At 43.9% G+C, this 14,894-nt stretch carries 12 protein-coding genes; 3 read left to right on the forward strand and 9 right to left on the reverse strand.

What is annotated here, in order from left to right:
- Positions 1-328 precede the first annotated feature (328 nt).
- The 3 genes from ACED59_RS00115 to ACED59_RS00125 all read left to right on the forward strand — a co-directional run bounded on the left by ACED59_RS00115 (position 329) and on the right by ACED59_RS00125 (position 5,203).
- Complete coding sequence (locus tag ACED59_RS00115) at positions 329-1,807, forward strand: peptide MFS transporter (protein WP_371704954.1); 1,479 nt, start codon at positions 329-331, stop codon at positions 1,805-1,807.
- A 268-nt stretch (positions 1,808-2,075) separates the two neighbouring features.
- Complete coding sequence (locus ACED59_RS00120) at positions 2,076-4,238, forward strand: collagenase (protein ID WP_017098386.1); 2,163 nt, start codon at positions 2,076-2,078, stop codon at positions 4,236-4,238.
- A gap of 182 nt (positions 4,239-4,420) precedes the next feature.
- Positions 4,421-5,203, forward strand: a complete 783-nt coding sequence (locus ACED59_RS00125; protein WP_017098387.1) for a siderophore-interacting protein — start codon at positions 4,421-4,423, stop codon at positions 5,201-5,203.
- A gap of 114 nt (positions 5,204-5,317) precedes the next feature.
- On the opposite strand, the gene gntR is transcribed toward ACED59_RS00125, so the two are convergent.
- The 9 genes from gntR to phnR all read right to left on the reverse strand — a co-directional run bounded on the left by gntR (position 5,318) and on the right by phnR (position 14,865).
- Positions 5,318-6,319, reverse strand: coding sequence for a gluconate operon transcriptional repressor GntR (gene gntR, locus ACED59_RS00130; protein WP_029223991.1), 1,002 nt, complete (start codon positions 6,317-6,319; stop codon positions 5,318-5,320).
- 310 nt (positions 6,320-6,629) lie between these two features.
- Positions 6,630-7,361, reverse strand: coding sequence for a dipeptidase PepE (gene pepE / locus ACED59_RS00135; protein WP_029223992.1), 732 nt, complete (start codon positions 7,359-7,361; stop codon positions 6,630-6,632).
- A 476-nt stretch (positions 7,362-7,837) separates the two neighbouring features.
- Entirely contained in the window at positions 7,838-9,346 is a 1,509-nt protein-coding gene (gene gndA / locus ACED59_RS00140) for an NADP-dependent phosphogluconate dehydrogenase (protein WP_371704955.1), read from the reverse strand.
- A 3-nt stretch (positions 9,347-9,349) separates the two neighbouring features.
- Positions 9,350-9,847: a gluconokinase gene (locus ACED59_RS00145; RefSeq protein ID WP_009845623.1), complete on the reverse strand. Its 498-nt coding sequence runs from the start codon at positions 9,845-9,847 to the stop codon at positions 9,350-9,352.
- A 118-nt stretch (positions 9,848-9,965) separates the two neighbouring features.
- Complete coding sequence (locus ACED59_RS00150; RefSeq protein ID WP_017059512.1) at positions 9,966-11,288, reverse strand: TRAP transporter large permease subunit; 1,323 nt, start codon at positions 11,286-11,288, stop codon at positions 9,966-9,968.
- Complete coding sequence (locus tag ACED59_RS00155) at positions 11,281-11,838, reverse strand: TRAP transporter small permease subunit (RefSeq protein ID WP_017079674.1); 558 nt, start codon at positions 11,836-11,838, stop codon at positions 11,281-11,283. The genes ACED59_RS00150 and ACED59_RS00155 overlap by 8 nt, the downstream gene beginning before the upstream one ends.
- Before the next feature lie 65 nt (positions 11,839-11,903).
- Positions 11,904-12,920, reverse strand: a complete 1,017-nt coding sequence (locus tag ACED59_RS00160; RefSeq protein WP_017098391.1) for a TRAP transporter substrate-binding protein — start codon at positions 12,918-12,920, stop codon at positions 11,904-11,906.
- Between the two features lie 200 nt (positions 12,921-13,120).
- Positions 13,121-14,023, reverse strand: coding sequence for an EamA family transporter (locus ACED59_RS00165; RefSeq protein WP_017098392.1), 903 nt, complete (start codon positions 14,021-14,023; stop codon positions 13,121-13,123).
- Positions 14,024-14,160: 137 nt separating this feature from the next.
- Positions 14,161-14,865, reverse strand: a complete 705-nt coding sequence (gene phnR / locus ACED59_RS00170; RefSeq protein ID WP_010428770.1) for a phosphonate utilization transcriptional regulator PhnR — start codon at positions 14,863-14,865, stop codon at positions 14,161-14,163.
- Positions 14,866-14,894: the final 29 nt, after the last annotated feature.

Raw genomic sequence — 14,894 nt, forward strand, 5'->3', positions numbered from 1 at the left:
GCCACCAAGCTGGCTTTTTATTGGCTAAAATCCAACAGCTAATTGAAAGTGATGCTCACTTGAATATTTTACAAGATTACCACCTGTAACTTTCCTTATTTGGCTTGCGGATTAGCAACAAATAAATCTGACCGACATTTACACAACCATCCACCAGCAAAATCTAATATTGCATATTTAATGCATGAGAAAAATGAATCGCCCGATAAGAAAAGATATAGAGAGCAAAGTAACGAACACAGCAAATGTTTCATTTTATGTATTGCTATTAATGATATTATAATTGGGTAATTACACTACATATCAACACAAATGTGAGAATAAAATAATGTGGAATAGATTAAACAAATCAATGATGTTCTGCCAAATGATGTTCGGACTTTCGTTCTATGGCGTCATGGTGATCTTGACTCGTTTCTTCCTTGAAGATCTGAACTACAACGAAGCCGACACCATGATGGTTGTTGGTGCTTTCTCTGCAATCGGACCGCTATTTGCTATCGCAGGCGGTTTCATCGCCGACAAATTTTTAGGCGCATACCGATCATTGACCATTGCCTTTCTCGGATTCGCAAGTGGTTACGGTCTACTGGTACTCGGTGCCGCAGCGACTAATGTTCCAATGGCATTATGTGGTATTGCTTTAGCGAGTTATGCGCGTGGTTTGATGTCCCCTTCTTACCCAAGTCTTTACAAACGCACGTTCAAAACTCAAGAAGATTTCGAAAATTGCTACCCAATCAACTACTCAGTAAACAATATTGGTGCTCTATTAGGTCAATACCTGTTCCCAATGCTAGTGCTAGTTGTCGGTTTCCACGGTGGCTTCCTTCTTTCAGGTGTTCTAGCAGGTGCTGCACTTCTGATGATGCTCTTTGTTCGCAAAGGCCTTGTTGAAGCAAGTGCTGAAATCGACCAAAAACCAGTTAGCACAAAAAACTGGGCTGCGTTCCTCGGTCTTTCTGCTGCAATGATTGGCTTGGTATTTTTCATGTTCTCTAACATGGATATTGGTCAGAACATCGTTTACGCGATCGGCGCGGCAGCAATCATCTACTTTGTCTCTTTGATGATGAAATCGAAGAAATCAGACATGCTGAAAATGGGTACTATCTTAATCATCACATTTCTGACGACATGCTTCTTCGTGTACTACGGCCAAATGATGACGTCGATGACAATGGTAGCGATCAACACAATGCGTGGCGATCTACTCGGCTTCATCCCTGTAGCCCCGGAAGCTTCAATGGCAATGAACCCACTTTGGTGTATGGTTGCAGGCCCTATTATTACGGGTATCTTCTCTAAGCTAGAAAAGAAAAATATTCACTTCTCTACCGCAACCAAAGTAGGTTTCTCTTTCATTCTGACGGCGATCGCTTTCGGTATCTTAACGATGGCAGTAACGACCGTAGGTGAAGACATTCTGATTCGCCCTGAAGTGTTCTTAGCAATCCACTTCTTCCTAGCATTTGGTGAAGTTATTGTTGGTTCTATGGTTGTAGCCTTCATTCTGTCTGTTGCACCTAAGCACATCGAGAACTTCTCAGTAAGCTTATTCTCTGTAGCAATCGCAATGTCAGGTATTGTTGGTGCCGTATTCTCAACGTCTATTGCACTTGAGAAAGGCCAAGATATCACACAAGAGATCGTTCAAACGGTTTACGGTGATTACTTCCAAATGCTGACTGTTCTAGCGGTTGTAATGGTGGGTATCGCAATGGCAGCATCGTTCATTATTCGTAAGATGCTAGACGCAGCGAAAGCCGCAGATGAGACGATTGAACTAGAGCAAGCAAACAGCTAATTCTGCTCACGTTAAATAGCTATAACACTTCAAGCCCTCTAGTTTTCTAAAGGGCTTTTTCTACTCAGATCCCCAGAAGTAATTACATATTCAGGAATCACAGCCACCGAACCCAGTAAACACAACGTCAGTATCCTGAGCTTGTCGAATGTTGGTTGTCTATAGAAAGGTAATGAAATGCATTACATACCATTACATTCTGTATATTTCATATCCTATGACTTACCTATATGTTGGAGGAAGGAAAATTTAGTCAGAGGATAGAGTAATGAAAATCAAGTACTTGCTCACCATTATTGTGAGTATCTGTTTCGCATCATCCACATTCGCCAAATTACATCACGGTTTAGAAAGCGAATTACCCCCCCCACTCTCCCCTACTAAGCTAACAACCCCCAAACAAATATCACGAAGTGGCTCTCCCTCTTGTGATATCGAAAAGCTTATCACTCATGACAGCCAAGCGTTTCTAAAAGAAGTTCAACGACAAGGTTATGACTGTATCAATAACTTTCAAGATATAGGTACAACATTAGAAACCAAAATTTATACGCAAGAGCATGTACTTGCAGCAGCGGCGCAAGCAGCGAACCTATCGCAAAACTATCTTGGCAAAGGTGATTCGCACCTTGCAACTCTGTTTTATTTTATGAGAATCGGATATTACGTTGAGTTTTATAACAAGCAGATTACGTACACTAAATCTGCGCAAGCAGCAGCCAAACTGGCAATTGATAGCTTTGTGAGTAATGGCCATTTTTATAACAATAGTGATGAACATGGCACTGTACTCACAGAAGTAATAACGCTAATGGACAGTGCAAAGCTTCAACATGAGTACATAGATATTGCGACGCAGTGGCTTAAGCGCTGGGACAGGAGCTATGCCAAATCTGCACAAATGAGAAATGCCCTGAATGGTACTTTTTACCTTCTGTATCGAGGCCTATCATACGCGCCGTATAAAAATATTATTGGACAGAAGACTGACCTCGCCCACGCCTTAGGTGATTTCTCGCTTCAAACCTCGTTAATTGGGACCCAAGAAGAAATACTATTAACCAACGCAGCACGCGAACTCGCTCGACTAAGCTCTATAAAGAATACCCCCATAACACCAATAGTGGACAATTATTTAAAAAAGCTATTTTCAAGCTACCCTCAAGTTGGGGATGGTGGCTCTGTATGGCTAGCCGCTGCTGAAGTTGTCTCTTTCTACAAACGCTGTGGTGATTTTAATGTCTGCAATTATCAAAAAGGGTTGTATGGGAAGGTATTTACACGTTCATCGCCTTGTCAAAACAACATCACCGTTGTATCTCAAGCTATGAATACAGATCAGGTGTTGAACGCATGTAAAAACCTTCAAAACAACGAGATAAAATTCCACTCTCAACTTGAAACCAATCGCACCCCTGTAAAAAACGATCTCAACACGCGCTTGCAGGTCAATGCATTCAAATCAGTTAATGAATATGAGAAATACGCCAGGTTGCTCTTTGGTATCGATAGCAATAATGGTGGTATGTATTTGGAGGGAACCCCTAGCAAAGTTGGAAACCTTGCAAAATTTATTGCTTATCAGTCTCCAGATACCAAACACGCTCACAAAGTATGGAACTTAGAACATGAATACATCCATTATCTTGACGGTCGATACAATCTACATGGCTCATTTACCGCCCCGACAGAACCAGTGGTATGGTGGGCAGAGGGATTAGCTGAGTACATCAGTAAATCAGATGCAAACCCAGATGCAATATCCACGCTACAAGACGGATCCACTTATACGCTCAGTGCTGTTTTTGAATCAAACTACGTTAATTATAATCTTGACCGCATTTATTACTGGGGGTATTTAGCCGTTCGATTCATGCTTGAAAAACATAAAGATGAGGTTAATAAAATGCTCATCAAAACCAGAACAGGCGATTGGAAAGGCTATAAAAAGATAGTCGATCGATGGGCAACTCAATTTCAAGCTGAGTTTGAACAATGGCAATGCGACAAAATTGATTTGAGTACAGGTAAACCCTCCGTACATATAGTCAGCCAGCAAAGTGGAAAAGTTGGGGAGAAGCTCCAATTAACTCAGCGTTCATGCTCTTCCAATGGATTTACTCCAGTTAGCTACTTATGGACATTTAGCGACGGAACGGTGAGCAAAGAAGCCACACCTTCTCATAGTTTTAAAACTGGCGGCAAAAAAACGGTCACATTAAGAGTTAAAGACAAATCTGGTGAGCACGCATCTTCAACAACGGTTATCAATATTATTGGCGCGAAAAGTGGAGGCGGAAAGTCCGGAGGTGCCATCGACCCTCTTGTTGCTCTTTTACTTATTTTTGGAGCGCTAATTAAATGGAAGCTTCCTAGTCGTTTCGGTACTAAATTGAATGGTATTTTAAAAACAAACACCTCTAAAATTTAGTGCATACGAGGAATAACCACCAAGATTTAAAGTAGAACCTCTGAGTTTCATTTAGACACATCAATATGATGGCTGACAGTCGAGTATTAAGTCGTCAGCCATCATTAAATGATAACTATTATTATTGAGTGTTTTTATGTTCGGGATTATGATGTAAAAATCACAATCTAAGAGAGCCTTATATGAGCAAGCCTAGCCCTATCACATTAACTGTTACTCAAACCTCAACCATTACACCGAACATGCAGCGTATAACGCTTAGCGGTGAAGGATTAAGTAAGTATCCAACCGAATGTGCCGGCGGCTACATCAAACTTTTGTTCTCGCCACTCGGCACCACTGATTTAAGCCAACTGAACGAAGGTGAGCGCCCAACCATGCGCACTTACACCGTTCGTCAGTACAACCCTTCAGAGAAGTTTATTGAGGTTGATTTCGTTCGCCACATCACTACAGATTTGCAGTGTGGTTTTGCAGCAAGGTGGGCAATGAACGCGAAAGTGGGTGACACAGTTTCAGTGGCTGGCCCAGGTTTAATTCAAGGACTTAACCTAGGGTCAGACTGGTTCTTCTTAGCTGCAGACATGACATCCCTACCTGCGCTTTCTGCAAAAGTAAAATCGCTTCCAGAGCACGCAATAGGTCACGCCGTCATCCAGATCAATTCAGCAGCAGATAAACAAACGCTTGAAGCACCTAAAGGTATAAAAGTCACTTGGTTGATTGAAGATGAAACTGAAGAAACACTTTCACAAACGGTTCGCAATTTAGAATGGTTAGACGGTCAGGTTTCAATTTGGGCAGCGTGTGAGTTTGAAAGCATGCGCGAGCTGAGACAATACTTCCGCAACGAAAAAGAAGTCGCGAAAGAGAACATCTACATCAGCAGCTACTGGAAACGTGGCGTCACTGAAGACGGCCACAAAGTGTTGAAGCAACAAGATGCTCAAGCTTTAGCGGGTTAAGTCTGTTACTACATACATCTTTTTGCCAGATAAATAAAAACGCCCTTAGCGAAGTTCATCTCGTTAAGGGCGTTTTAGTTTGAATCCAATGAAGAGCAAAGCCGAAGTGTAAGATTAAATACTCTCTCCCACTTCAATCTCGTAACCGAGATCCAGCTTCGCCACCCATTCTTTGTTGCCTTGTAGACGCGCTACAACTTGCTGTGCAGCGACTTTACCGATCTGCTCCCTTGGTGTTACTACAGTCGCTAAACGCGGCGTCATCGCCACTGTGATGTCGTGTCCGTGGAAACCCGCAATCGCCATCTTCTCGGGTACTTGAATACCACGTCGTACGCATTCGTAAAAAGCACCAATGGCCAAATCATCGTTAGTACAGAAAATACCATTCACTTCAGGATGCTTATCAAGTAACTCACCAATCAGTTTTGCGCCTAAAGTAAACGAGGACGCGTCTTCCGTTTGCAGCGTTACTGGCGTTTTGTCGGCTTCTTGCATCGCATGCTCATATCCCGCCATTTTCAAGCGAGTACGTTCATCCATTCGAGCAGCCAAATAAGCGATATTGGTACGCCCTCGATCGATCATGGTTTTGGTCATCGCTCTAGCCGCTTCAAAGTTATCAAAGCCCACCGCTTGTTCAATACGGGGAGACACCGAATCCATAATTTCAATCACAGGGATAGAAACAGTCTGCAGCATTTTACGCGCTCTATCAGTGTGCACATTTTCTGAAAGGATAATCGCGTCAACGTTGTAAGAAAGTAGCGAAGCGATGCTTTGCTCTTCCAGTTCAGCGCTATAGCCATAGTGGGCAATCATGGTTTGGTAGCCCGCAGGCGCGGTGACTTGTTCAATGCCACGGATAACTTCGGCGAAAACTTGGTTAGTTAACGAGGGAACAAGAACACCGATAGCATTGCTTTTTGCGTTAGAAAGAATGTCTGGCGCACGATTAGGGATGTAACCTAACTCGTCGACTGCAGCGCTGATCTTATCTCGCAGTGCTTCTGATACCTGTGAAGAGTCTCTTAGACAGCGACTGACGGTCATTTTGGTGACACCAACTAGGTTGGCAACATCTTGTAATGTGGGACGTTTTTTCTTACTTAGCATACTGACAGCATCATGGTTACGATTAATGTTACTGGTAACATAGTAACGAATTTCGACTACTTTAGAAGAACTAAACACCTAAAACTTGATATCAGATCATAAACACACACGTCGCTTTGCCACCAATAAAACTAACAATACTTATTTTCGAAGACGATGTTCAATAAGTTCTCAACTTACACTTGATGTGTATATTACGTATTAAAAACCCCAACCTTGGATGATCAAGATTGGGGCTTGGTTTAACCCATTGCAATTGCGTACATAGCCAACCCCTATTAAGAGGCAGTAGCCTGTCTCTATTCGTTACCTAGCAACCGATGTCCATCAAGAATGCAAGATCGCTGTCCGCCGTGAACGTTTCAGCAAGTTGACCATGCTTAAAGAGCTTCATTGGCTTGCCTGTCGCGGTGTGGTACGTTAATTTTCCTTCACACACTTGCAGCATCGTCCCTTCAGGGATACCAACAACGACTTCACTTGGGTTCATGCACAAGAACTCTTCAATACGTTCATCACGTGTTTCGCCCATATGCCCAGAAATGGATGCTTCTATATAGTGAGGGTTAATCTGAAATGGCACAAAATTAAGCGCAGGCAAGATAGCAGCACTGACAATTGGCATATCATTAGTAGTACGGATCGTTGGGGTTGCGACATTTGTTCCCGCACTCCAACCAATAAACAGCTTACCTTTGTTGATCACAGCATCACGCATCGGTGTTACCAAGCCTAGGTCGTGAAGCATACGGTTAAGTACCCACGTATTACCGCCACTAATGATGATACCATCAACCTCTTTCAAGGCTTGCACTGGGTCTTCGGCTTCATGAATACTCACCACTTCGCAATCATATTCATCGAACACTTGCTGCAATTGCTGCATGCGATCTGAGTATTGCCCTCGAATCATTGCGAATGGAATAAACAACATTTTTTTAGGCTGAGTCTTTTCCATCATTGGACGAATCCACTCTTTACCATACTCTAAAAGTGATGTGTCACCTGGTAACTTACCGTTACTAAATAGCATTACATTCATTACAACCTCACTACAATTTGCAAATTTACTATATATTATTTTGATATTCTCTTGAACTACAGCGCTTGCTGCTTTCAAAGACTCTACGGGTAAGTATTCATAAATTGAGGGGAAGTAATGTGCGCCAGTAAACAAGTTCGGAAAAGGAATGACCTTTTGAAATAAAACAGTCCCGTCATAACCATAACGCGAAAGAATTGAACGCATTTCTATTCCAGCATTATTGTAATAATCGAAATCATTAAACATCTTTTCAATTTGGGGAAAATTTTTCTATAACAACCATGAAGTAATCAAGGGAATCTATTATCCCCACAACCAAAGGTGCGCAACCTATGATAGTCATGTTGAGATGATGGTCATACGTTATGGTGACGTCAGTAGTTAATAGATTTGTTCAACATTGTTCGACATGTTTGTTTTGGTTTAAAACGAATAAAAATAACGCCCTCTTATTTGAGGGCGTTATTGATTGTTTAAGCGTTCACTTTTACTTCAGCTCTTGGAGACTGACTCCAAGTCACGTGAAACTTTTCAGCTTCATCTCTATCGACTCGCGAATAAGTATGAGAACCAAAATAGTCACGTTGCGCTTGCAGCAGATTTGCAGGCAACACCTCACAACGTAATGAGTCGAAGTAACTCAGAGCAGAGCTGATTCCCGGCATCGGCACACCATACAGAGCTGAGTTCGCTACCGCGATGCGCCAAGCCAACTCGCGCTCTTCCACTTGTTTGATGAAAGCCTCATCAAACAATAGATTCGCTAGCTCACTATTTTGTTGGTAAGCCGATGTGATACTTTGCAAGAAAGCGGCACGAATAATACAACCCGCTCGCCAAATCTTAGCAATTTGAGTGAAATCGAGATTCCAACCCTCTTTGTCTGACGCTGTCTTCAATAAATCAAAACCTTGGGCATAAACAGACAGTTTGGCGCAATATAGGGCATCGTGAAGCTCAGAAATAACCTCTGTTTTATCCAGCTGACTCTTATCCACAATATTGCCTTTCAAGAGTTTACTACCCTGAACTCGCTGTGACTTTTGGCCGCTCATCGCGCGTGAATAAACCGCTTGAGCAATGGTTGGGGTTGGACACCCTTCTTGAAGGCTGTTAACTGCCGTCCACAAACCCGTGCCTTTCTGCCCTGCTTTATCAAGCACAACCTCAACGAACGGCTTACCCGTTACAACATCTTCGTGTTGAAGAATATCGGCACTGATTTCCATCAGGTAACTATTAAGTACACCGTTGTTCCATTGTTCAAAGACTTGTCCAATCTCTTGAGCTGGCATTTCAAGCACATCACGCATGAACTGGTACACTTCGCAAATAAGCTGCATGTCGGCATATTCAATACCATTATGTACCATTTTCACATAGTGCCCTGTACCAGAAGGACCAACATACGCCGCGCACGCTTCACCCGCTTCAAACTGAGCAACCGGTAGTCCATTCGCATCCACTTTAGCAGCAATCGCTTCCCACATCGGCTTTACATACTGCCAAGCTGATTGGTCGCCACTGGCCATGAGCGCAGGGCCAACACGAGCGCCTTCTTCACCACCAGAAACGGCGGTGCTAAAGAAGCGCAGTTTGCCTTTGTAATTCACTTCACGCGCCTCGGTATCTGTCCAAAGGCTGTTACCCGTATCGATAACAATGTCGTCATTTTCTAAGCCAGCATCAAGCAAGCTATTCACGACGATATCGACAGGTTTTCCAGCAGGAACCGACAAAGCGATTACACGCGGCTTCGCTAGCCCTTGCAGCACATGCTCAAGGCTAGTCCCTTGTGTGAACTGACCTTTACCAGTAAACGATTCATTAAGCAGCTTTGCTTCTAAACTGGCGCGATCAATATTGTCTGTATTCAAGTCAAAGCCAGCAACGTTAAAGCCGTTATCCAGTAGGTTGAGCGCAAGGCTTTTGCCCATCACGCCTAAACCAATCATCGCGATGTCATTTTTTATCTGAGTCATGGTTTAACCTATCTGCTTAATTTGTTTGAGTGCACTTTCTACGACTTGCTCAACATCTTGCGATATATCGACAAATAGCGCTTCATCTAGCTCAGGTTCAACCAAGGTTGCGAATTGGCTTTTCAACATTTCTTGACCATTAAAGTAATGGTTTTCACGAGCTTTATGGCGATTCCAAATCGTATCGAAACTGCCCTGAAGGTAAACAATCACTAAGTCTTCATTGTTCTCTCGCAGAATCTCGCGGTATTGAGGTTTCAATGCAGAGCATGCAATCACAGCACTTGGTTGTTCGATGTATTGCTTATTCAGTGTTTCTAGCCATCCTTGACGATCTTCGTCAGTCAGCGGGATACCTTGACGCATTTTTTCAACGTTGCTTTGCGGATGGAAGTCATCGCCATCAAAGAATTGAAGTTCTAAAGCCTGCGCGATACGGCTGCCAATCAGGCTTTTTCCGCATCCAGATACGCCCATCACGAGTATTTTTTTGCTTTTCATAAGGCAAGCCTTCCCTAAGCCCCAACCAAAACAGGGGCTGACAATCGAATCTAATAGTTAAACTTGTGTTGCTATTGATAGGTTCCTGAACGTTAAACTCACTCAGGAACCTTCGCTGTTATTGCCACCAAAGCGCGAGCTGAGGGAAGATAATAACCAGTGCCAGAACCAATACTTGAAGTGCAATGAACGGCAGTAATGAAGAGAAAATCTCACCTAAGCTGATGTCTTTTGGTGCTACTGATTTCAAGTAGAATGCCGCAGGACCAAATGGTGGTGACAAGAACGACACCTGCATGTTTAGGCAGAACACAACACCGAACCAAACTGGGTCGAACCCAAGGCCAGTGATGATCGGAACGAAGATTGGCATTGTTAGAAGTGCCACACCTACCCAGTCAAGGAACATGCCTAGAACCAGTAAGATAGCCATCATGATTAATAGCGTTACTGTCGCGTTACCGCCACTGAGCGCAAGGATGGTTTCTTCAACAAAATCAATGCCGCCCATCAGGTTGTAGATACCAACCAATGCGCTTGCACCGATACCAATCCACATGATCATGCCGCAGGTACGCATGGTTGCGATGGCACTCTCTTTCAACATGCTGAAGTTCAGTTCACCACGGATTAGCGCACTGATCATGATACCAACCACACCCAATGCAGACGCTTCTGTTACTGAAGCGATACCCGTGTAGATACTGCCTAGAACTGTTGCTACAGAAAGCAGTGGGAAGAACAGAGCCTTGAAGTAGCTTGGCTGATTTGCGATATCTTCTTCTGTCTCATCATCACTCGGAAGAGGAGCCAGAGAAGGATTCAGCTTACAGCGAATCAATACGTAGCCGATGTAACAGCCCGCAAGGATAAACGCTGGCAAGAAAGACGCTTTGAACAGGTCTCCAATCGATACACTCGCTGTCATACCGTAAATGATAAGTACGATACTCGGTGGAAGCATAGTGCCAAGTGCACCACCTGCACAGGTTGTACCAATAGCAAGCTTACGGTCATAACCTAAACGAAGCATTTGTGGCAGAGCAAGAATACCCAGTAGTACCGTTTCACCACCTATAACGCCTGACATCGAAGCCAATAGAACCGCGACTAATAAGGTTTGTACCGCCACACCACCACGAACTTTACGGCCGACAGATTTCATTGCATCAAACAAATCGCGAGCAATGCCCGAACGGTCTAGTAAAGCGGCCATCAATACAAACATCGGTACCGCGAGGAACACATAACCAGAAGCAAAACTGTAGGTACGGCTTGCGATCAAAGGCAGGGCATCAGGACCAAACCAACATAGAGTGAAGAAAATTGCGACAAAGCCTGTTACGAACGCTAGCTGCATACCGGTCAGTAGCAAGCCAATCATCATAACCAGCATGAGCAAGCTGCCCCATGCGATACCAATAGAAGATAAATCAAACATCGTCATTCTTCCTTAGACCCATCAACTCTTGGATTAGGTGCAATACAAACTGGACAACAAGAACACACAAAACGACAAAAATCAGGCCTTTCAGCAGCGCAGGATAAGGCGCGTTTAACACTGAACCTGATGTTTCAAGGCGGAATTCACCCCATGGTGCAAACCACGCTTCTTCCGCAGTGAAGTAAGCTGCATAAGCGAGCATGCCTGCAAAGGCCAAACCCACAATGTGGTGAACAAGATTAAGATATTTGCGTGCTTGGTTAGACACTGAATCGTAGATAAGAACCACACGTACATGCTTATTCGCAGCAAACGCGTAGATACCACCAATAATGAATAAAGAACCACCGATGAAAGAAGCTGTTTCATGTACCCATGTGGTCGGGGCATCGAATGCGTAACGCATCACAACTTCATAAAATGAAATCAATACAGTAAAGATAAAAAACCAGCTCACGAGATTACTGAACTTTATAACAAAACGATCAAGCGCATTTCTTGGTTGCTCGTCGTTTTCAGCTGGGGCATGGGGAGTTTTGTCTGTCATGGGCCAAATATCCTGGGAGAATACGGGAGAGCAATGCCCTCCCCCGTCAGTAAACTAAGTTTAAATTACAGTAAGCCGTTTTCTTCTAGGAACACAGTCACTGAGGTGTAAACTTTTCCTGCGTTATCAGAACGCTCTGCAAATACTTTCCATTGACCTTTCGCGATTTCACGGAACTTTTTACGTTCTTCTTGAGACCAATCATGGATAGTGATTTCTGGGTTCGCTTGAGCTTCTTTTAGTGCCGCTTGGTCAGCCATTTTCAGCTGAGTTGTCATGTCGTAAGAGAAGTCACGCACTGATGTTTGCAGCATTGTTTGTAGATCAGCTGGCATCTTGTCCCATTTCTTCTGAGAAATAGAGATATCGATAAGCGGTAGTGAATGGAAACCCGGTTGAACTGGGTGTGTTGCAATGTCGTTCATGCCCGCTTTTTGGTTGGTAGAGAATACCGTGTAGTCCGCTGCATCAATTACGCCTTTGCTTAGGCCAGTAAATACTTCAGAACCTGGCAGGTTTACTGGAGTCGCACCCGCGGCTGCAAATACTTGTTGTACTAGGCCTTCAGGCGCACGCAGTTTAAGACCTTTAAGATCCGCTACAGCGTCGATTGGCTTTTTAGAAATGAATGATTCAACGCCGGTTGTTGAAGCACCAACGAACTGAACACCGTAAGGCTTGTACAGTTCAGTCATTAGCTCATTACCACCACCGTAGTTCATGTACTGAAGCAGCTGTGTTGTGTCTGACCATGCACCAACCATGTTACCAATTAGGCCGAATGCTGGATCTTTACCAGAGAAGTAACCTGTTGCAGTGATGTGGCCATCTAAGATACCCATTTTGATCGCGCCTAGCGTTTCTGTGTGCTTAACCACAGCACCAACAGGAAGTAGATCGATGTCGATACGTCCATTAGACATCGTTTCTACGCGCTCGGCCCACTTCTGCTGAACCTTGAAGTTCAAATCGCCAGACGGATCTGAAGATTGAATCTTAAGTTTAAAGTCTGCAGCCATTGCTGAAGTAGCAAATAGACCAGTGAGGGAAGCAGCAATCAGCGTTTTAGTCAGAGCTTTCATTTGGGTATCCTTATGAGTTTCACAGAGTCCGGCTTGTTATTGTATGTTACCGGTAACGTTGAAGTGGATGTTACCGGTAACTTTACAGCCTTGTCTATGAGAAGGATCACATCTTTAACATTAGTAAAACGTTTGCTATCAATAAGGGCAATGCGACTAAAAAGTCACATTATAGGTTGGAGGTAGAGTTTAATTTCTTTTTAAGTCAGTGAGATAACTAAGCCAGCAATGATAAACATGACGCCTACACCACGTGTAACGTGCCACTTTTCCTTTAAAAAGTAGATCCCCATCACTACGCCGAAGATGATACTTACTTGCCTTAGAGCGACAACCAAGCTGACATTTTCAGTCATGGTCATCGCAAACAGCACCAAGCCATAAGTCGAAGCCATCATGATGCCAGCAAGTGTTGCTCTTTTACGCAATAACCAAGCATTATGAAATTCGATTTTTTGATTCGACACGAGCAACCACAGGCTCAGTGGAATCACAATCGCCCAAAACTGAATGCCCAGATAGAAGATCGCTGTGTGCTTGTTAGTTATAACTGGTGTGCTCAAAGGATCGAGTAACAGAAGCGCTTCTTTATCAATAATGGAATACCCCGTGGTACCGATGGCGGCGATCAACGCCCACAGTACGCCAAGGTTGAGATACGCTTTTAACCTAAGATCTGAAAACTGCTTAAGTGGTACAAACAAACAACCCAAGGTAATCAAGGTGAACCCAAACCATTGATTAGGTGACAGCTCATAGCCTATCAACACCGTGCCTAAACCCACCATCAACACGGGCAGTGCTCTTGCCATTGGGTAAATCACGCCGATATCAGCCTGTTTATAGGCTGCGCCCAAGCCGATCAAATAGATGATTTGGCAAATCCCGCTCAAGAAAACCAGTTGCCAAAATGGAAGTAAGATATTTGACAGTCCAACGCTGTGAACATACCAGATCAAGTAAGGCGTCAATATCGCTGCGGCGGCAAAGCCAGAGGCTAAGAAGAATGACGAGCCCGAGCCTTGATTAGATTTACCTAGAACGTTCCAACCCGCGTGAAGCAGAGCCGAAATGATCACGATGACAATGGCAGAGAATTCCATTTCATTCCTAAATTATTGATGAATTAGCACAACGGCTGACAACAGGTGATAAAAAAGGCCTCCGAATAAGAGACCTTTGAGCGTTTCAATTGGGCAATCCTGCATAATTGCAGGTATGCCAACGTTATAACGTACGATTAGCGCTCTAGCTGTGCGATCGACTCAATGCTGATCGCGTCATGACGCCAATATTCAATATCGCAATCAATCAAATCACCGTCTTGATTGTAATTAACACGCTCAACCACCATAGCCGGAGAACCTGAAGTCGCACGCAGGGCTTGAGCTGTTTCGCCAAGCAAAGACGTTGTGCTCACTCGGTAACGGATCTTCTGATACACCACGCCAAAGTGCTCACGGTAGATGTCCGTCAACGATTTAGACAAGTCGTAGTCAAGCAAGTTAGGGAACAACTCAGGTCGAATGTAGTTGGTCACATATACAACGGGTCTGTCTTCAAGATAACGAACTCTGTCTACTCGATAAACATCCGAAAAAGGTTGCAGCTCAAGAAGCCTAGTTGCTTCCTTGGTTGCTAACATGCCTTTCGCCGCCACCAACTCTGTTTTCGGCTTACGATTCTGCGACAAAGCCATATTAGTGAAGTTCAGTGTTTGTGTTGGATCGTAACGCAGTGGCGCTGGAGAGATAAACCAACCTCGTCGGTCTTCTCGATAAATTCGTCCTTCCGCTTCAAGTGAAGACAAGGCTTCACGTAACGTAACTCGTGTTGTATCAAACGATTCAGCCAGTTTGCGCTCCGCAGGCAGCTTCTGTCGTGGTGTTAACATCCCCGACTCTATCTGCTCTACGATGACATCTTTGATTTTTACGTACTGCACTTCATTTCCTTTTATTCTTGTTCTTGTCG

Origin of the sequence: Vibrio sp. FF266 (assembly GCF_041439695.1) — a bacterium.
Classification (GTDB): domain Bacteria; phylum Pseudomonadota; class Gammaproteobacteria; order Enterobacterales; family Vibrionaceae; genus Vibrio; species Vibrio tasmaniensis_A.